At 28.0% G+C, this 20,093-nt stretch carries 15 protein-coding genes; 5 read left to right on the top strand and 10 right to left on the bottom strand.

Going from position 1 to position 20,093, the window contains the following annotated elements; genetic code table 11:
• Positions 1-13: 13 nt before the first annotated feature.
• Together FZC34_RS01725 and tsaE are read right to left on the bottom strand one after the other, a co-directional pair.
• Positions 14-1,288 (bottom strand): M48 family metalloprotease, encoded by a 1,275-nt coding sequence (locus FZC34_RS01725; RefSeq protein WP_187440005.1) that lies wholly within the window; start codon positions 1,286-1,288, stop codon positions 14-16.
• A gap of 171 nt (positions 1,289-1,459) precedes the next feature.
• A complete protein-coding gene (tsaE, locus tag FZC34_RS01720; protein ID WP_148971742.1) occupies positions 1,460-1,927 on the bottom strand; it encodes a tRNA (adenosine(37)-N6)-threonylcarbamoyltransferase complex ATPase subunit type 1 TsaE in 468 nt (155 codons plus the stop codon).
• 167 nt (positions 1,928-2,094) lie between these two features.
• On the opposite strand from tsaE, the gene rpmE reads away from it, so the two are divergent.
• A complete protein-coding gene (gene rpmE / locus FZC34_RS01715) occupies positions 2,095-2,346 on the top strand; it encodes a 50S ribosomal protein L31 (protein WP_148971741.1) in 252 nt (83 codons plus the stop codon).
• A gap of 466 nt (positions 2,347-2,812) precedes the next feature.
• Here rpmE and FZC34_RS01710 read toward each other — a convergent pair whose 3' ends face one another.
• From FZC34_RS01710 to FZC34_RS01695, 4 genes are all read right to left on the bottom strand, one after another.
• Complete coding sequence (locus FZC34_RS01710) at positions 2,813-4,420, bottom strand: Mur ligase family protein (RefSeq protein WP_148971740.1); 1,608 nt, start codon at positions 4,418-4,420, stop codon at positions 2,813-2,815.
• Positions 4,421-4,595: 175 nt separating this feature from the next.
• Positions 4,596-6,083, bottom strand: coding sequence for a penicillin-binding transpeptidase domain-containing protein (locus FZC34_RS01705; protein WP_148971739.1), 1,488 nt, complete (start codon positions 6,081-6,083; stop codon positions 4,596-4,598).
• 274 nt (positions 6,084-6,357) lie between these two features.
• Entirely contained in the window at positions 6,358-7,203 is an 846-nt protein-coding gene (rsmH, locus tag FZC34_RS01700; RefSeq protein WP_148971738.1) for a 16S rRNA (cytosine(1402)-N(4))-methyltransferase RsmH, read from the bottom strand.
• Positions 7,203-7,631 carry a division/cell wall cluster transcriptional repressor MraZ gene (locus FZC34_RS01695; RefSeq protein ID WP_148971737.1) on the bottom strand — a complete coding sequence of 143 codons (429 nt, stop codon included), beginning with the start codon at positions 7,629-7,631 and terminating at the stop codon, positions 7,203-7,205. Before FZC34_RS01695 ends, rsmH begins: the two co-directional genes overlap by 1 nt.
• Before the next feature lie 426 nt (positions 7,632-8,057).
• On the opposite strand from FZC34_RS01695, the gene FZC34_RS01690 reads away from it, so the two are divergent.
• The 4 genes from FZC34_RS01690 to rpsD are packed head-to-tail and all read left to right on the top strand — an operon-like array spanning position 8,058 to position 15,160.
• On the top strand, positions 8,058-10,148 hold the full coding sequence (locus FZC34_RS01690) for a sodium-translocating pyrophosphatase (RefSeq protein WP_148971736.1): 2,091 nt from the start codon (positions 8,058-8,060) through the stop codon (positions 10,146-10,148).
• A 15-nt stretch (positions 10,149-10,163) separates the two neighbouring features.
• A complete protein-coding gene (locus tag FZC34_RS01685) occupies positions 10,164-12,128 on the top strand; it encodes a hypothetical protein (protein WP_148971735.1) in 1,965 nt (654 codons plus the stop codon).
• Positions 12,112-14,496, top strand: coding sequence for a UvrD-helicase domain-containing protein (locus FZC34_RS01680; protein ID WP_148971734.1), 2,385 nt, complete (start codon positions 12,112-12,114; stop codon positions 14,494-14,496). Before FZC34_RS01685 ends, FZC34_RS01680 begins: the two co-directional genes overlap by 17 nt.
• 43 nt (positions 14,497-14,539) lie before the next feature.
• On the top strand, positions 14,540-15,160 hold the full coding sequence (rpsD, locus tag FZC34_RS01675) for a 30S ribosomal protein S4 (RefSeq protein WP_148971733.1): 621 nt from the start codon (positions 14,540-14,542) through the stop codon (positions 15,158-15,160).
• 624 nt (positions 15,161-15,784) lie between these two features.
• On the opposite strand, the gene FZC34_RS01670 is transcribed toward rpsD, so the two are convergent.
• The 4 genes from FZC34_RS01670 to mnmA form a co-directional block, all read right to left on the bottom strand.
• Positions 15,785-16,777 carry a hypothetical protein gene (locus FZC34_RS01670; protein ID WP_148971732.1) on the bottom strand — a complete coding sequence of 331 codons (993 nt, stop codon included), beginning with the start codon at positions 16,775-16,777 and terminating at the stop codon, positions 15,785-15,787.
• A gap of 158 nt (positions 16,778-16,935) precedes the next feature.
• Complete coding sequence (locus FZC34_RS01665; RefSeq protein ID WP_148971731.1) at positions 16,936-18,150, bottom strand: APC family permease; 1,215 nt, start codon at positions 18,148-18,150, stop codon at positions 16,936-16,938.
• A 188-nt stretch (positions 18,151-18,338) separates the two neighbouring features.
• Complete coding sequence (locus tag FZC34_RS01660) at positions 18,339-18,797, bottom strand: holo-ACP synthase (protein ID WP_148971730.1); 459 nt, start codon at positions 18,795-18,797, stop codon at positions 18,339-18,341.
• A 97-nt stretch (positions 18,798-18,894) separates the two neighbouring features.
• Complete coding sequence (gene mnmA, locus FZC34_RS01655; RefSeq protein WP_148971729.1) at positions 18,895-20,091, bottom strand: tRNA 2-thiouridine(34) synthase MnmA; 1,197 nt, start codon at positions 20,089-20,091, stop codon at positions 18,895-18,897.
• Between the last annotated feature and the right edge of the window lie 2 nt (positions 20,092-20,093).

The following is a 20,093-nucleotide window of genomic DNA, read 5'->3' as shown; positions in this document are numbered from 1 at the left end:
ATAAAGATAGAGATTACTTTAATATAGCATTCTTTAAATCTTGTATTTTGATATTGAATGGGGAGTTTTGCTTTGTGATTTTCAATGCTCGGTTTAAGTAATATTTAGCTTTTCTCATATCATTTTTAGCTAATGATGCTTCAGATTTATAATAGTAAAATGCAGATCTATCATTTTTCTTTGCATAATAATACGCGAATAAATTCCAAATACGCATGTCACTTGGATTGCTCTGCTGATAATTCTGTATTTCATGTAATTTGATATTTTTTGTATAGTGTGATTTCCATAAGATTTCATAAAACAATGCTTCTGAACTTTGTGTTTGCTCATATACCTTATGCATAGCATCTATAGCATTTTGATACTTCCCTTGCTTCAGTAGAATTTTTGCTTTCAGTACAAGTAATATATATTCATTTCTATAATAGTTGTTTTTATGATTTTGACTTGTATCTTTGCTACTTTTATTTTGATATTTACTTTCAGTGATTTCTTGAAGTAAATTGAGATCGTATTTATGATTTAAATAATTATTCCATATTTTTTCATAATTGTTAGAAGGTATGAATTTAGGATTCCCATTTTCATATAATTCTTTTGAAATTCTAGATTTTATTGATTTATATGATTTTTCTATATTTGCTGGTAATATATTTGATTTTACTATGAATTTTTCAGCCATTGCCTTTCTAGAAGATGACCATGGGTGAGATGAAAAGTAATTTTTATTTTCTTTATAGCTCCATTTTTCAAATAAATCTATTAATCCTTTTACAGGCCATTTAAGTTGGTTTAATCTTTTAAATGCATATAAATCAGCATCAATTTCATTTTGTTGAGAATATATCATTAAATTATTAAATTCAGCAGATAAAAGTATGAGAGAAATTATATTGATATATGGGATTATGCTTAGTAAAGATAGTGCATTTAAGCTAGCTTTCTGCTTATTCAAAACATATATAAAATTAATTACATGTTTGTGCTTTATATGTCCAATCTCATGACATAATACTCCGGTAAACTCCTCTGCTGTCAAGGATTTGATTAATCCAGTATATACCGCAATAATGGTATTCCCATTTTTATCTATAGTAGTAAATGCATTTTCTTCATTTGATTTGATAATGAATAATTCATACTTTAAATGAGGATCAATTTTTTTTATAATTTTCCGTAAAGTAACATCAAACTCTATATCAGTTACAAATGTAGTTGCATTCATATTAATGTTGGGTGTGATATTAAAAATTAATATTAGTGCATAAATCATTTTTTTTACCATAACTAGATTATATTTTTTGATCATAATCAAATTATATATATTATTGATAAATATTGCATTGTTTAGGTAGTTATTATATTTGGTTTTCTGTATTGATTTATAGTAATTTTTTATAACAATCTACATTTCTATAGGTTTTGGATTTTATATCGCTAATTTGTATATACTACTCTATATTGTTATATAGTTGAATCTGCCATGCTTGGTTATAGATATTTTTCTTTGATTTTCTGAATAATGTTCGATCTTTATTTCTATAATATCTTCTAATAATTTTAGATTAGGGTATTTACATGCCCATTCTACAATTAAAATACCACTTTCAGAATCATATATATACTCATTTAGTTGATTGAATGTGTTTTGTTTGCTATTTATCACTGTATGTTTTTGATTTGACTGATCGCCCATTTGATATAAATCACAATGCCATAAGCAATGTTTTGGAGATTCATACGTTATGATTTTAGAGAAAGTAGGGCTTCCTATATAATCAAATCCTAATGCTTCAATTAGAAACTTAGAGAATGTGCTTTTTCCAGCCCCTAGTTCTCCATCTAAAGTAATCACATCTCCATGTTTCACTATTTCTGATACGCGTTTTGCTAATTGCTTTACTTGATCTATATAAAATAGCATGCCTTAATTGTAGGTGAATTGATGTATAAAATATATAAAAACAATGTGTGATTATTACAATAATGTAGAAGATATACTGGAGGAATAAATATATAGTGTGATGCTGAAGCTTTATGAGCAATTGATTTAAATCTTATATTTATGTACTATCTTGTAAAAGAGGTTTTATGAACACTGCTAATAAAGTAAATAAAAATAAGTCTGCTAAGTCCAAGCATCCAAAAATGAATAAAGTTGTTTTGACTTTAACAGATGGATCTACAGTTGAAATAATGAGTTCTAGGGGTGGGAAAGAAGCTGTTGAACTAGATATTGATCCTAAATCACATCGTGCATGGACAAAGCAAGATAAGCTTGGTCTTGAAAAAGATGGTATGGCTGCTAGGTTTAGTAAGCGATTCGGAATGATGGATATATAACTTCCTAAACCTTCTTAAACTCTAAATATAATGTTAATATTCATAAGTCCAGTATTTATTATTGAATCTATATAGAATATTCATATTAAAATTACATTAAAAATTTCTTTAAATAGTTCGATAGGTATGCTTGATTTGGAAGTCATTAGGTATTATAAAATGTTTATACATTTTTGTTTTTTTGCATAATATTATATATGATCAAAATGCTATACTACGTAGTATTGTGTTGAATAATACTTGAGTTATACGTAAATTATGTAATAGTTCACAGTGACTTTGCGTTATACATGATTTTGAAGTGATATGAATTTATAAAAATGTTTGATTAATCACCGCATTAATCATAATCGCATGGAAATATTAATTCACAATTTGCTATTTTAAATACTGCATGACAACTGTTTTATTATATTGGTAATAATACCTTAATAATGTATTAATTCCTATTTTTATATAGTTTTAGCTACAGTTTTTGATTTTTGAGTGTGATTATTTCATTTATTACTGATTGGTCATGGAATTCTTCAATACGATCATGGAAGGTTTGAGTTGTTTCCTCACCTTTACCAGCAATTAATAGTACTTCTTGACTCTTTAGTAATGTTTGTTCTGATTTTTCTGAATTATGTTTATTGATTTGCTTTGATTTATCTGGGCTATGTTTATGGTTTTGTGATAGTTGATCAATGCTATATCTCATTGCTTCTCTTCTATTTAGTATGATTTTAGCTTTTGCACATTTAGATTTAATTTCATCTGCTATTTTTTGTGGGTCCTCTGATCTAGGATTATCATTGGTAATAATTACATTGTCTGCAAGTTGATCTGCAATTAATCCCATCTCTTTACGCTTTGATTTATCACGATCCCCACCGCATCCAAAAACTATATTTATTTTTTTATAATGTTGATTAAGAGTTGTCAAAGTATGTTTTAATGAATCTGGAGTATGAGCGAAATCCACAAAGATATCACAATTATTTATATTATCGATTAAACTTAATCTGCCAGGGACTGGCTGTAGTTTAGCAAACGTATTGATGATTTCATTTTCCATAAACCCACTTTTTTCAATTATCAAAAAAGCAGCAAGCATATTATCTCCATTATAATTCCCAATTAATTTATTCTGTATATGATAAGTATTATTACGAATATTAAAAACCCAATAATTATTTTTATAAAATGCACTAAATTTTGATCCATTTCCATATTGATTCTTTGGTTCATATCGATTATGTATTTTATTGGTTGCATTTTGCATAGTGCTTTCTATAGAATTTGTTGATATCTTTATTAAGCTCTCTATTTTCTCCTTATAATTATTACTTTCTTTGATTGAAGTGTGCATAAATAAATCTTTACTAGATGATATGTTTTCTAAAATTTTTAATTTTGCGTTTAAATAATTATCAGCATTATGGTGATAATCTAAGTGATCTGATGTGAAAGTAGTGAAAATAGCGATATCTGCCTTTATAAATGCTAATCTTTCGCGTTCTAATCCAATACTAGATGCTTCTATAGCAACATGCTCTATTCCTAATTTTTTCATTTCATTTAAATAGTAGTGTAGTACGGCGCTATCAGGTGTAGTTAAGTTTGATTCAAATTTTTCTTCATGCAAGAAAATGCCTAAAGTGCCTATATAACCAGCTTTGATTCCTAATAGTTGCCATGTTTTATATGTGATCCATGCAGTGGAAGTCTTACCATCTGTTCCAGTGATTAAAGCGATGAATTTTGGTTTGCCTGGAAATGCAATTGAAGCTAATTCTGACCATGTTTTCTGTGGATTTATAGATTCTATATAATTTATTTTACAATCTATAGCTTTGATTTCATCATAACTCATAACCTTACTTAAATTGCAGTTAATAATATTTTTATTGTGTTCTATAGCTTTTAGTAAGTTTTTATTACTATTTTTATTTTCATTCAAAAACCACTCAGACTGATCTAAATAATTTGTATGTTTACAAATTGAATTAATTTTTATATTTGACTCCGTATTGCACGTTTCCAAATCTTGACTGTATAAATTTTTAAATTTTAAGCAATTAATTTTCATAGTAATATGTATTATCTCAGTATATAAATTTAGGTGCTATGGATCAATGTATAGATGAATATTTAATTTTCTTATCACCTAAATGCAATTGTATATATCAATGCAAGATACAGCTTATGTTCTAATGTGTATTATAATTATACTATATTTGTTATATGTTCTGCCTTAATTTGTTTTATATAGGCTCGATATTTTCTATAGATGCAATTTCTTGTACAGCATATCTTACTTTTTGTGTTAAAACGTTAGATGCAACAACATATCTACCATATTTTAATTTTGATTTTTTTGGATTGGTTGTTTGTATTAAGAAAATATATTTTGGCCTATGCATTGGGAAAGCACCCAAGTAAGATACTCTGTTTTTACCTTCTACATACACTCCATTCTCACACATATTTGCAGTTCCTGTTTTTCCTCCTATCTCATATCCATCTATGTTGATACTCCTATACGCTGATTTAATAATTGTTCTCATGATGATTTTAATTGATTCTATAGTATGCTTGCTAATTATCTTTTCTTCTTTATTGCTTTGATTATTTGATGCATAAAATGTAATATTTCGTGATTTCCCACTGAGAATACGCATCAAGCTTTGTGTGATATGCAGTGAAGTTAATCCTATGCCGTAACCATATGATGCAGTTACTACAGTAGACTTACCCCACCTTTTAGGGAGTAATGGTTTTGCAAATTGATTTGGTAACCATTCGATATGATTTAAGAATCCAATCTTTCTGAAGAAATTCTTTTGTTTATCGACACCTATTTCAAGTGCTAATCTTCCAGTAGCAATGTTAGATGAAAATCTCACAGATTCTAAAAATGTCATTTTCTTATCTTTACCAAAAAAGTCTGTAACTTCAAACTCTCCTATTTGTAATGTTCCAGTAGCATCAACTACGCTATCTAAATTTACAATTTGGTTTTCTAAACACATTGCAGCATTATGTAATTTTAATATGGATCCAACTTCTATTGCAGATAAATTATGATTTCTATTTTCTTTTTTCAAATATGTAGATGGAATGTTCGAATTGGGAGAAGGGTATGAAACCATAGCTTTTACTTCCCCAGATTCAACATCTACAATAATTCCTGACGCATCTTCACTCTCAAACTCTTCAGAAATTTCTTTGATAATATTGTGCAATATGTTTTGGATCCTAATATCAATAGTTAATTGTAATGTATTATTAATCAACGAAGTATTAAATGATAATTCAGCTCCAGATTTGCCATGAAGATTTCTATCACAGTACCCAATAATATGAGAAGTGTTGTTTGCATATGGATATACTCTTCTATGATCTTTAATAATGATTATGCCTTTTTTATGCTTACTTACATTTATTTCATTTTGACTTGCATGTCTTTTTAACCATAAAAATGATTTCTTCTTGTGTATGTTGATATCTATATTAAATGTTTGCTTGATAAACGATATACTATTACTATTTAGTTGGTGTGGGATGCAATAGATTGATTTGGTTTCTTCTGTAAAAGCTAATACTTCATTCTGACAATCTAGTATTTCTTTCCTTACTTCTACTTTATTATAAAACTTTCTTACAGGAGCTTTATAAGATAAAAATCCAATTCTAAATAACAATATACTATAAAATATTATAAATGATGAAAAGATAAATTTACTTCTCATGCTATTCTCACGCTATTTGGCATACTGCATACTCATGTTATCTTAATAAATTGCCTAACATTAGTTGGCCCATAATTCGTGAGCACTTGAGATGATCTGGTTAATCTCTCTGGATGACTTAAATTAGATAAAATAATTTTTTGTTGATTTAAGATTTGTTGTTGCTTAATCATACTTATTTTTAAATTACTAATATTATTTTTTGTTTTAGAGTTTTTATAGTGTAATACTATTAAATTTAAAGTTAGTACTGCGATAGCGATATTAAGAATTTTCATATTTTGATTCCCCATCTCAACTTTGCAGATCTTGATCTTATATTATATTTAGTTTCTTCTTTGGTAGGGAACAAAGGTTGGGGCTTTTTCAGAAGAAATCTGGATTTTTTAAAAAAGCGTTTAATAATTCTGTCTTCTATAGAATGAAACGAGATCACAACCAACTTGCCTCCTATTTTTAATTTTTGACTTGCAATTTCAAGGCCTATGCATAACTCTTCTAATTCTTCATTTGTAGCAATTCGTAATGCTTGAAAAGATTTGGTGGCTGGATGAATTTTTTGTTTTTTCTTGCCTGGATAAATAATATCAGCTAATTCTAGGGTTGTAGTTATTTCTTTGTTTTTTCTTGCTTCAATTATTCTTTTAGCTATAGATCGTGATCTAGTTTCATCAGCATAATAATATAGAATGTCAGCTATATCATTCTCATTCCAAGTATTAACAATATTTGCAGCAGAAATCTCATTTAACCCCATTTGCATACTAAGAGGGCCATCTCTCATAAATGAAAAACCTCTATCTGCTTCATCTAATTGTACAGATGAAACTCCAAGGTCCATTAACACACCATCTAATAAAGGTATTTTTCCATGAATTTCACTGAATTTAGATCTTTTAAATGTAAAATTTTGATTATGAGATTCTAGTATTTTCCCATATTTATATGAATTCAAATCTCTATCAAGTCCGATAACTTTACAACCATATGATAAAAGCTCTTTGGTATGTCCCCCTAATCCAAATGTCATATCAGCAAATATTTTTGAATTAGATGGTCTTAAAATTTGTATTACTTCTTTCATTAAAACAGATATATGTTTTTGCATTAATGTATGCATTATATTTCCTTTTTGATTCTTTTTCTCATATTTTCTTGATGTTCTTGGAATAAGTTTGGCTCCCAGATCTGGAAAGTTGATCCTTTTCCTATAAATAGTAAGTCTGAAGAGATTTGTGCATGTTCAAGCAGGTCTTTTGATATAGTTGCACGGCCTTCATTATCAAATTGTATCATTATAGCATCTGCAAATGCATTTTCTTCTACGTTTGATTCATGATTTGTAAACGGATTTTCATTTTCTAGTTTATCACTAAGTTTTTCCATCTTTGAAATGCCAAAACAATCTATAGTAGGCAAAAAGTATGACTTAAATGCAATAAATCCATTGAATGATTCTTTGGATAATATATTTCTAAAACTACCAGGTGTAGATACTCTACCTTTTTTGTCTATTTTTTTCTCGTAGGTAGAAAGAAACACATTCATTGATAAAAATGTATCATGGGGTTAGAGAGGGAGTCAATGGGATTTCATGGGAAGTTATTAACAAAGTTTTCCACAGGCTGTGCAAAACTAGGTATAAATGTTTCCACAAATACTTTTAAATTATGGTGATAAATGATTGATATTTTAATAACCTATACGTGCAATCTATATATTTATATAATATATGAGGATGTAAAGTGCTATCCGAAAGTCCTATACACCTATATATAAACTGTATATTCATCAGATGACTAATTATATTTATAAGGTGATTAATTAACATTATATTGACCAAATAACATGATTAAATATTGAGATTTATATGGTAGTTGGTGTTTAGATTTGGAGCATGATTGATACTTGTTAGTATTGATTAGTATTGCTTAGTATGTAAATATTTCAATAAGTGAATTTATAGGAGTTAGAATGTTTATAACTATTTATTACGCATGTTTTGGGTTGAGTTTCATATTACCGCTTGTGCATGCTTATTATTATTATAGTCAAATTGTTAATATTGAAGTTGATGATTTGCGTAAATTGTCTGCAAATGGTGTGCAGAATCAATCTATGAGAGAAATTGGAAACGCAATTAAAGATGCTGCTCAAGCTTATTTAAAAAAGCAATATACATATGTTGCATTAGTTTCTGTTATTTCTGCTGCATTAATGTATTTTATTTTTAATATATATGTTGTATCTGGATTTATTATAGGAAGTTTTTTATCTGGATTATGCGGTGTGATTGGAATGCATATTGCTGTTATGAGTAATATGAGAACTGCACAAGAAGCTAAGAAAGGGCTAAGCGATGCTTTTAATATTGCTTTGAAGGCAGGAAAAGCTACAGGATTTGTTGTTGGTGGAATATCAATGATGTGTGTTGCTGCATGTTTTTTTATGATAGTAAAAGGAATGAATGTTCAATACGTTCTTGATTTGTTGCTTGGGCTTAGTTTTGGAGCCTCTGTAGTTTCTGTTTTTGCTAGATTAGGTGGTGGAATTTTTACTAAAGCTGCTGATGTAGGTGCTGACCTTGTTGGTAAAATCGAAAAAAATATACCAGAGGATGACCCAAGAAATCCTGCTGTAATTGCTGATAATGTAGGTGATAATGTAGGTGACTGTGCTGGAACTTCTGCAGATCTATTTGAAACATATATTGTAGGATTTATGGCTGTTTTATGCATTATGAAAAGTATGATCAATAGTATGAATGATGCATTTATGTTTAATTATCCATTTATTATAGCAATGATCTGTAGCTTAGGATGTTACATTGCTATTCTATCTGTTAACAGAATGGGACGTAGCCCATTATCTAGTTTAGCATCTATTTTAATTAGATCTGCGTTGTTTTCACTAGTAATGAACTTTGCATTTTTACATCATGTTATGAATTTCAATGCTGCAGCAATGATTTCGATACCTTTTTCTATGGGTATCTTTGTAACTTTTGCTTTAGTTTTAATTACAAATTATTATACTTCAAGTGACTATAATCCTGTACATAAAATTGCTAGGTCTTCAAAATCAGGTCATGCAATGAATATTATTACTGGATTGTCTATTTCAATGGAATCTTGTTTTGGAGTAATTGCATCAATTGTAGTTGCAATGTTAGTTTCTTATTCTGCATTAGGATTACAAGGTATTGGAATTAGTGTTATCTCAATGCTTGGAATGATTACCTCTATTGTTACTTTGGATGCATATGGTCCAATTACAGATAATGCTGGTGGTATTGCAGAAATGTCTGGGCAAGATCCTGAAGTTAGAGAAAGAACAGATGAGTTAGATGCTATTGGAAATACTACAAAAGCATTAACAAAAGGTTATGCAGTTGGATCTACGGCGTTAGCTGCTATTATTATTCTTTATACATATATTCAAGATACTTATGAATTTACGTTGTTATCTAAAAATATTTTTAGATTAGATAATGTATTTGTTATGTCTGGTTTGTTAATTGGTGGAGCTTTGACATATTGGTATAGTTCTTTCTCAATGAATTCTGTTGCTGTAGTAGGAGAATCTGTTGTTGATGAAGTGAGGAATCAATTTGATAATGATCCAAAAATAATGACAGGAGAATCTAAACCTGACTACGCACGTACAGTGAGTATGTTGACTGAAAAATCTATTAAAAGCATGTTTGCACCTATTGCTGTTGTGTTTGGTGGTACAATATTCTTCTTCTTGATTTGTTTACTAATTGAACCATCTGCTAGATTTGCAAATGCATTTGCTGGAATGGGTGGATTAATTACAGGTGTAACATTAGTTGGTATATTGCTTGCAATTTCTATGACTACAGGTGGTGGTGCTTGGGATAATGCTAAGAAATACATAGAAGATGGTAACTATGGTGGAAAAGGCTCTGATTCCCATAAAGCTGCTGTGACTGGAGATACTGTTGGAGACCCTTATAAAGATACATCTGGTCCAGCGTTAAACCCTATGATTAAAATGGTTAATATTATTGCTATTTTGATAATTAAGTTTATATTTAGGTAAAAAAATCATTAATAGATGAATTTACACCTCTTTTTACAAGAAACTAAAAAAGTTGTAGTATCTGACAGTTCTTGGATATTTTGGTTGAAAAATAGTTTTCCAAAAATAGAATTTACATATACAAGCTTGGATGAAATAATCAACTCAATTAATTCAGGATCATTTAATTTAAGCTCTTTAGTGATTAATCAAAATTCATCAACGAATAATATGAGCGCTGATTCATTTATAACAAGTGCTAATAAAACAATAAGTACTAATAAATTAATATTACAATCAGATGATTTAGCTGAAATTGAAGGAAAAATAAGTATGGATTTATATGATGCTATACATTCCGATAGTATACATTTATATGGTATATATATATTAAAAAAACGAAAAATTAATGGTGTATGCTTAGAATTCACAGATGTGATAGAGGAAGCTAAATATGTTATTGAATCTATTAAAAGGCATGATAAACCATCAATAAATAGTAGAAATAACATATCAATTCAAGATAAAAATGAATTGTTAACTCAAAAAACCACACATTATTTTATTGCGACTGATAGTCAAATTATGAAAAATACTTTGCTAAGTATGAATCCAGATTTACGTGTATTTGATGATAAAGCTTATAAATATGAAAGGTTTGTGTTTTTACAATGTACTAAATTATTGCTTAATATAAATAAAGAATATGAGAATAAAGAATTGATGAATATATATCAAATAGATAAAAGTTATATTGGGCAATTGGTTATTGAAGTAAGTGATTTGTTAAGTATTTGGAATAACAATATAAAACTCATCAAACAATTTAATATTGAAGTGCTAAATAATTATATTGAAAGTATTGATGAATTAATTCGAAATAAAATACAAATAAATGATCAATATACAAATGATACATATAATCTGATTGAAAAAACAAACAGAAAAGATTATATCAAATTTCTAGAAGATATTATGACTCTTAATATGAATATGCAGTGTAAACTACAAAATCATATTGTTCCTATTAATGCCATTCCATATTTGTTTGCAGATAATTTATATATATGTAATCCTGTGAATCATAATTTGGATTTGTTTTGCTTTAATGAAAATTATATAAATATAAATATATCATGTAATGCTTCTTCTCATATTCATGCTGAGGCATTAAAAAATATCACGATAAATACAGTGCAGAATAATTGTGCTCAAAGTGCTTTGAAATTACAGTTTAAGTTTAATGATTTAAAAATAAAACAACATTTGATTCCAAAGAAAATATTTTCTATTAAACTACGTGATATTAAAGATGATATTTTAATATTCTATGTAAAATGTATATTAGGATTAAAATCAATCAATTATGAAATAGATGATTATATTACATATCATGTAAAAGTGATTTTATGTAATTATTTTGTTGAATTTAATATAAATGAAGTAGAAAAATATTTATATAATAGTAATTTTGCTGCTTTAGATGCTATGAAAATAAAAATAAAATCATATGCTTTGATTCATAAAGTGCAGAGCATAGTGGATTTTCATAATATAGTCAAAAATAGTATAACAAAGAAAATGTTTAATATTTATGAGGAAATAAATTTGAATATTGCTAATGCAGTTATTATAAATTCGCATTATGATTGTTTTTATATATTGCAGAATAAAAGTGGCATCTTATTTAAATTTATGTATTTTACAACTATAAATCAGAAAGACATTCTATTAATGAGGAATCTATATATTAATATAATTGTTTTAACTGCATCTAATTTGCTATTTAAGTATAATTTGTGGGATATTAAATTATGTTTTGTTACAGTGAACGAAATCTTTACAGTGCTTTTGTCTGAAATTAATTTTAGTGATTTGTATTTTATTATTGAGAAGCAAATCAAATTGCCAATATATTACAATTATGATTTTGGATTTAAAAACATTAACATGAATTATAAACTGATTAATTTAGTGAGGTATTATGATTACATGGGTTGATGCATCAGCTGGTTCAGGGAAAACTTATAATTTAGTTCAAGAAATTAAAAAACTTATATTGAAAAAAGTACATGGAGAATCAATATTATGTTTGAGTTTTAGTAATGCTGCAGCAAATGAAATGAAAGATAGATTAAGGGCATATTCAGATAAGATAAGGTTTTATACTGTGCATAGTTTTTGTAATACTTTTTATGATGATTCACAACTGATTAATGAAATAGAATCAGAAAACTTAATTAAAAGAATTATCAATGATGTGTTGCAAGAGCAAGCATGGTTTGATTTGATTTATTTGTTATTAGATGAGTGGGCTTCTCTATTAAGTCATATTATTATGATTGTTAAGCAAGATAACATTGTTACATTGAATGATTTATGTGATTTTGTATGGAATCCAATTGAATTTCCTGATTCTGTAATATGTGATTTGAACAAAGGAGGGAATTTAGAGCTAAAGCTTCTAAATGCCAATAGTATTAATAGCATAGAAGGTAGTAATGATAATAATACTAATGATGATAGCTATAGCGATATAAATGATCATGGAACATCAGAAAACAGTAATGATAGTAGTAGTAACATAGCAGATAAATATAATAGGTTAGATGCACATAATAGTGGGGTAAATTCATATGATAGGGTATCTAAGCAGAATATAACGCCTGAGCATGTTTTTAATATTATTATGACTAAAGATGGTGAGTTACGTAAAAAATTATACTCTAAGAAATGGGGCATGAATCATATACAATCCAGAGAATGGTTAGATAACTATTTTATTCAAATTAAAGAAAAATCTGATGAATATAACGAGTATCAAGTAAATCTTAAATCAAATTCTATAGGGCAGTTTATCAATCATATCAAATTGTTGTATAGAGCAGAAAAAGATAAAAACAAACTAGTAGATTTTAATGATTTAATTAAGAACGTTAACTTTGCAGATTATAATGTTTTACAAAAGATCATACCGATTAAATATATTTTTGTAGATGAGGCACAAGATTTATCTCAGGGGCAATGGGATGTTGTTCTTAATTTATATAAAGAAATACAATCTAGTAATAAATGTACGCTATATATTGTTGGAGATGAGAAGCAAAGTATTTACTCATCAAATACGTTTGACGGGCCATTATTTACAAAAATGAAAAGAAATTTACAAAATTATGCCAAAACATATGGTTTGCAGTTTGAAGTGAAGAAATTACATGCATCTTATAGATCTTCAGATGACATTTTACACTTTGTAGATACAGTGATGTCATATACAAATTACCCTACTAAACACATTTCAAATGTGAATTTTAGAGGTAAAGTGCAATGCAAATTGTTTGATGATAATAGAGTAGATAGTAAAATATTCACCGATATGATTAAGAAAATACGTGATTTAGTCAATGAATATTATTTATTTGAGCAAGGTAAGTATGTTGAGTTCAAAGATATTTTAATTTTAATCAAAAAAAGAAACAACTCTACATTTCGCCTGTTGTCTGAAATACAAAACGCTGGAATTCCAATCAATGAGCATCCTTTTTACATTATGTATGATTGCATAGTCGAAAGCTTGATAAATATTGCTAAGTTTGCGCTATTTAAAGATTCTACTGCATTAATAGCTATATTAAAAAATGGATATTTTAAATGGAGTTATGAGGATTTAGAAATGTTATTTTGTGAGCAGGAAAATATATTTAACTTAAATGAAGATTATTGTATAAATCTTGGAAATTATAGTGATATGTCAGATGAGTTTCTAGCAAAAGTTATAGAATTAAATAAATATATTAAGCGATGGGTTTCTTATCCTAAGAATATTATTCCTTTCTTTTCACAGATTGTTTTTAATGATAATTATGGTAAATATTTAATGAAACTTGGATATAATTCTATATTGGCCTTCTGGGAAATAGTGAATGATTTTGGTGAAGAGTCATGGTTAGAATTTTTTGATTATGTAAGGAAATCAAAAAAAATGGTAAACCATCATAATAATGGAATACGAATTAAAACTGTACATTCATCTAAAGGGCTAGAATCTCCGATAGTAATTATTTTTGATGATAGCAAATATGATAATATTCAAGATGTGTTATATGATAGTGGAAAAGTTATCTTCCCACATAAACAAAGTATAAAATATCAAAATGCTTTGAAAAAAAGAAAGCATATATCAGAATATGAGTATGATCGATTGCTTTATGTTGCTATCACAAGATCTAAAGAACAATTATATATATATACAGTTAAGAATAAATTGTCTGATATTATTTTCAAAGCTTATGCTAAAGAAAGTAATATTGCATCACAAGAAATTAATTTAGGTTTAGAATTGACAAAAGATTATAAAAAGCTATCATAGTGTTAATGAATGTGAAGATATTGCGTGGTATATTGGAGGTCATATGCATTTAATCAGAAGTAAATATAAGATTGATAGAGCATGTGGTGTTAATCTTTGGGGTAGGGATAAGAGTCCTTTCAACAAAAGACAAAGTAGACCAGGCCAACATGGAAGTAGAAGAAGGAAAAAATTATCTAACTATGCATTGCAATTAATCGCTAAACAAAAGTTTAGATATTATTATGGAATGAAAGAAGGACAATTTAGAAGGTTCTTTAAGATTTCTATGAATAAAAGAGGTGATACAGGAACTAATTTGATTCAAATGCTTGAAAGAAGATTAGATACATGTATTTATCGTTTGAAATGGTCTGCTACTATTTTTGGAGCTAAGCAATTAGTTAACCATGGTCACATATTGATTAATGGAGCAAGAGTTGATGTTGCTTCTTACTTAGTATCTCCTGGCGATAAAATTGAACTTAGAGATAAATCTAAAAATATGGGTGTGATTAAACATTCTATAGAATTAAAAGAAAGAGATGTTCCTGCTTACATGGATGTAGCGCAAGATGGTTTGTCTGGTTCTTTGGTTAAACTGCCTGATAACATTGAAGAAATCAAATATCCTGCTATTATGGATATGCCAATGGTTATCGAGATGTATTCTAGATCTATGTGATCAGAAATATATTATTATTCCATAAATATTTTGCAATTAATTTTGTTTTTCTTATTAAATTGTTTACATGAAAGCATTGCTTTTTGTTATTCTTATAGCATTAAAGATGTAGATTATACTATAATTTTAATGTAATCAGAAAATATACAAATTTATTATCCTTAAATACGCTTTATAAATTATAAATATTGCTATTGAATAGACAGTATATTGATTGATCAGAACGCTTAATCAAATATAATATTAGCAAATAAGTTTGAATCACTAAATCACATTGGGTTATATAGTAAGTTAGAGAATAAATAACTTTGATATATTAAAATGAATTAAGTAAGAATAGAGTTATGAACCTTATTATTATGAGTTTATATGAATTTATGATGATATTTCGTTCTGATTTATATATATATGAATTTATGTAAACCTATGTATAATAAGCATCATATATGATTAATCTTCAATATATTTATAGTAATAAATTTTATATCCATAATGATCTAGTATAGATTAAAATACGTTGATAGCTATAAGCATAGTTTATGATTTTTATAATAGTGAGATTAATTCTCATAGTTTTGTGTGTTATGATTATACAATTTATATAGTAGAAAATAGTTTATATAATTAGCTAATAGTACAGCTACATCCACAACCACCACCTTTAGCAGGTCTTTGGTTGTTTTTAGCAATAGGTTTTGGGTTTTTATGTGTTGGGGATTGCAAAAGGGATTGAATTGATTTAATAGATTCATTAAGGTTAATACCTTGATTATTCTTTTGATTTTGTCCATTATTTGCAGGGCTTTCATGTGTAAGTGTTAGAGTTCCATTTGCATCTAATTTGACTCCTGTAGGAATAGGTGATTGAGGTGTATCCACACTAAATCCATGCTCACTATTATATTTGACCAATCCGCCTATATCTATTCCATTTTGATCTATTACAATGCTTCCGACACTTCCTACAGATGCTGATTTTTTTATAGCAGTCTCTGGAGTCTTTTGTACTGAAGATACTTGTTGTGGTGTATCATATTGTGGCTTTGATATGCTTTGGTGTTTTGGTGTTTGGCTTAACTGGATTGATGTGCTTTTTTGCTTTTCAGGAGTTGCACCATGTGCTGCTTCGCTTACTAAAGATAAGTGCAATCTAGCTGCAGTTACCTGTTCCTTAGTGTATGAGCCTGTATTTTTTACGATATCATGTGCATTTTTTGTAATATATGCAGTTTCTTCTATGCTCATTGCAGTGTTTTGATTTAAGCTGAGCTCTGATATATTTGATTGAGATTGTCCATTATTAACACTCATTCTTCTAGCAGTTTCTTGTACTAAGTCTTGTTCTGTTAGTTCTATTGTTTGTATATGATCTTGGTCATTAAAAGTACGCAATAAAGCATCTGCATCTTCAGGTGCATATGATTCAGTTGGTGCTGCTGAATCAACTCCATGAACAGATATTGCATCTTTATTTTCTTTAATGATATAGCCTGATGGTGATCTTTCTATACCAATACCAGTAACAGAAGTTGCATCTGTTTCAGTGTCATCAAATACTATGCCATCTAATGCATATAATTTTGCTCCTAATAGTAATAAAGCTAAATACTTTGACATATACTTTACCTCCAAAAAATTGTTTGTATATTTAAAGATTATAAATAAGATGTGAATAAAAGGTTAAAATGGTTAGGTTCATATAAATAATTGTATGATTTATAATGATTTGATATTGTATTGTTTAGATGTGATTTAACATGAATTATTGATGTGATTTATGTTAAAATTTGCATAATTATTATGGAAATTGCTATAATATTAGCTATTATAGCTGTGGTTCCTATGAATAAATTATATATTGTCAGTTTAGATTGAGAGAAGATAAATTTAAAGAATGCGATGTTTGTAGCAAAGTGTACAAAAAATGTAATCAATGTAAGAAAATTAATCATAATATCAAAATGTGTAGATAAATCATCTCTATAAGTTGCAATAAGAAACAATAATGAAAATAGTGAAGAAACTATTAATGCATTTGATGGAGCCCCAAACCTATTTTTATATGCTAAAAATTTAGGAAACAGTCCTTGTTCAGCTGAATCAGATGCAATAACACCAGTTGTGAAAATCCAGCTATATACAGATCCTAAAATCAAAAATATTGCTAATCCATAGATAAGGGGAGATGCGAAACTTCTAATTGATTGAGGCACTATAAACATAAGAAGCTCTGTATACGGTGCATTTATTTCGCTTACATTAGGTAATATTTTCAAAATTGCCCACATTCCTAATATATATGCTATAGCAATTGTTGACATTCCAACTATCATTGACCTTGCTATTGTTTTTTCTGGATTATGAATTTTACTTCCTATTGCCACTGCAGTCTCTACACCTAAAAATGCCCATAATGTATGTGTTAAAGTTTGCTGAATACCAGAAGTGAATGTAGTGGTTTCATATATTTTATATATATCTACATTGGATTTCCAAGCATAATAAATACACAATAAAGGTAGACCAATTAATGGTATCATTTTTACAGCTGCGACAAATAATTCAACTATTTTTACAGCTCTTAAATCAATACAATTAAATAAAGTTGCAAAAAACAAGATTATTGATGTTAGTGATAAACATGTTAATAAAGATATTTTTCCAAACCCTATATATGAAAACAAGCTAGTAAATAATGCACTATTTCCTGTGACTACAGATAGCCAATATAAAAATGCTGCAGCTTTACCATATTTATTCCCAAAAACTTTTAAAATAGGTCCATGTACACCTTCACATTTTAACCACATTTGCATTTGTGCATATAATAGTCCTATTGCAAGAAATCCTACTGCACTAATTGCATAAGACCATAATGAAATAATTCCAAATTTACCAATTGTTTTTGGTAATAGAAGTACTCCACTTCCCATAATATTTCCAATTATAATTGATGTAAGAGATATAAATCCTATTTTTTTACTAGACATTTAGCCAATTTATAACATATATTAGCATATAAATGCAATAAGTGGTGAATATGCATTGACTGTAATCATACTATATAGTTATTATGTATAATTTATTTTGCATGTAATTTTTACTTAATTTGACTATTTTGATTGAATTAGTCCAGTCATCTCAATCTTACTGATTTGTACTAATTGATTTGTTTGCTTCATTCAACATTACACAGTATAACATTACATATTACTATTTTATGAGCATCAATGATTTCATCACTAAAGCTGATGTGGATTCTGTATTTATTATTTTTACTTAAATATTGATTTGTTTGGCCTGTAACATTTATTTGTGGTTTTCCTGATATTTCATTATATAAATGCAAATCATGAAATCTACAATATTTTCCTATTCCAGTGGAACTTGCCTTACTTATTGCTTCTGTTACTGCTAATTTTTTTGCAATTAAATTTATTAATTTATTTTTATAAAATAGATTTGATGCTTCATTTTTAATATTTGATTTATCATTATGGTTTGCGATATGTTTATCATTGAACTTTAGGATTTCCCAATCACTAAGAATTTTTGCTGCTAATTTTTCTCCATATTTATTAAATAAGATTTCTATTCTATTATAATTGACTAAATCTATACCAATTCCAATAATCATATTGTATGCCTTATGTGTAATATTTTTATATAACTATATATTACATAGCTAATTATAATATAGTTCTGAAAATGCTGGTAATTATGAAAGCTAAAAATCATACGTTTTTATTTGTTTGTTTTTTCAATACAAGATCCTTGTCAACAATATAGCCACCACCTAATAGAATCTCATTATGGTAGAATCCACAAAATTGACCAGTTGCAACTCCATATTCAGGGTTCTTTAAATGTATAATTCCAGTTCCATTATCAAATACTTCTACAGAGCAGGGCACAGGCCTATGAGTCCCTCTGACTTTGGTTTTTAGATCACTCATATTATGCAAATCAAAATCACCTAATAAGTTTAGTTGTTCAAAATACACTTCATAACATTCTAAATCTTTTAGGCTTCCAACGATTACTGTATTGCTTTGTTTATCTATTTTATTCACAAACCATGGACCACCTGCTAAGCTTAAACCTTTACGTTGGCCAATTGTAAACTTAGAAACTCCATTATGCTTTCCAAGCTTTTTCCCATCTAAATCTACAATATCTCCACTTTCATCTTGTGTTCCCATATTTTTTAATACATCGTAATATTTATTACTTACAGCAAAGCACAAGTCCTGACTCTCAGCTTTTTTAGCTACAAATAAATTCCAGAATTCAGCGATTCTTCGTGCAATAGGCTTAGTCATAATTCCTAGTGGAAATCCAATGTATGGTAAATGATCCTTGGAAATCATAGATAAGAAGTAACTTTGATCTTTATTAAAATCCCTTGCCATCATAATTCGATGTTTATCATCTTTTATTACTCTTTTTACATAATGACCAGTTACTAACCCCTGTGCACCTATAGATTTTGTATATTCTACCATTCCGCTGAATTTGATATTTCTATTACATCTCATACATGGATTTGGTGTTTTACCTTCTTCATATTCAGACATGAATTTATCTAAAACATGTTCTTGAAATTCATTTCTAAGATCTAAAACATTATGTTCAAATCCTAGAAAATCTGCTATTGCTTTTGCATCTCTAATATTATGATTAGTTGACGGATTATCATGTAATTTTAGTGTTAATCCAACAACGTCATATCCAGCTTTGATCATTAATGCAGCTGTCACAGAGCTATCTACACCACCGGACATGGCTGCCACAATTTTTGATCCTTTTGGAAATAGAGATTTAATGTATTGGGATAAATTTAGTCTAGAAGTGATTTCTATTTCATCAAGGTTAAGGTTTATAATATGATTTTTATCTTTTATATTGTTGATATTAATACTTGTATTCATGC

The organism is Candidatus Cytomitobacter primus (assembly GCF_008189405.1).
Classification (GTDB): Bacteria; Pseudomonadota; Alphaproteobacteria; order CAJXXZ01; family 1604HC; genus Cytomitobacter; species Cytomitobacter primus.
Note: the sequence above shows the minus strand (reverse complement) of the source record. Positions and strands in the feature narration are given on the sequence as shown.

What these genes read in the sequence shown, in the direction of transcription:
- FZC34_RS01725 (WP_187440005.1), bottom strand. Translation starts at nt 1,288, where the DNA reads ATGGTAAAAAAAATGATTTATGCACTAATATTAATTTTTAATATCACA.
- tsaE (WP_148971742.1), bottom strand. Translation starts at nt 1,927, where the DNA reads ATGCTATTTTATATAGATCAAGTAAAGCAATTAGCAAAACGCGTATCA.
- rpmE (WP_148971741.1), top strand. Translation starts at nt 2,095, where the DNA reads ATGAACACTGCTAATAAAGTAAATAAAAATAAGTCTGCTAAGTCCAAG.
- FZC34_RS01710 (WP_148971740.1), bottom strand. Translation starts at nt 4,420, where the DNA reads ATGAAAATTAATTGCTTAAAATTTAAAAATTTATACAGTCAAGATTTG.
- FZC34_RS01705 (WP_148971739.1), bottom strand. Translation starts at nt 6,083, where the DNA reads ATGAGAAGTAAATTTATCTTTTCATCATTTATAATATTTTATAGTATA.
- rsmH (WP_148971738.1), bottom strand. Translation starts at nt 7,203, where the DNA reads ATGCATACATTAATGCAAAAACATATATCTGTTTTAATGAAAGAAGTA.
- FZC34_RS01695 (WP_148971737.1), bottom strand. Translation starts at nt 7,631, where the DNA reads ATGAATGTGTTTCTTTCTACCTACGAGAAAAAAATAGACAAAAAAGGT.
- FZC34_RS01690 (WP_148971736.1), top strand. Translation starts at nt 8,058, where the DNA reads ATGTTTATAACTATTTATTACGCATGTTTTGGGTTGAGTTTCATATTA.
- FZC34_RS01685 (WP_148971735.1), top strand. Translation starts at nt 10,164, where the DNA reads ATGAATTTACACCTCTTTTTACAAGAAACTAAAAAAGTTGTAGTATCT.
- FZC34_RS01680 (WP_148971734.1), top strand. Translation starts at nt 12,112, where the DNA reads ATGATTACATGGGTTGATGCATCAGCTGGTTCAGGGAAAACTTATAAT.
- rpsD (WP_148971733.1), top strand. Translation starts at nt 14,540, where the DNA reads ATGCATTTAATCAGAAGTAAATATAAGATTGATAGAGCATGTGGTGTT.
- FZC34_RS01670 (WP_148971732.1), bottom strand. Translation starts at nt 16,777, where the DNA reads ATGTCAAAGTATTTAGCTTTATTACTATTAGGAGCAAAATTATATGCA.
- FZC34_RS01665 (WP_148971731.1), bottom strand. Translation starts at nt 18,150, where the DNA reads ATGTCTAGTAAAAAAATAGGATTTATATCTCTTACATCAATTATAATT.
- FZC34_RS01660 (WP_148971730.1), bottom strand. Translation starts at nt 18,797, where the DNA reads ATGATTATTGGAATTGGTATAGATTTAGTCAATTATAATAGAATAGAA.
- mnmA (WP_148971729.1), bottom strand. Translation starts at nt 20,091, where the DNA reads ATGAATACAAGTATTAATATCAACAATATAAAAGATAAAAATCATATT.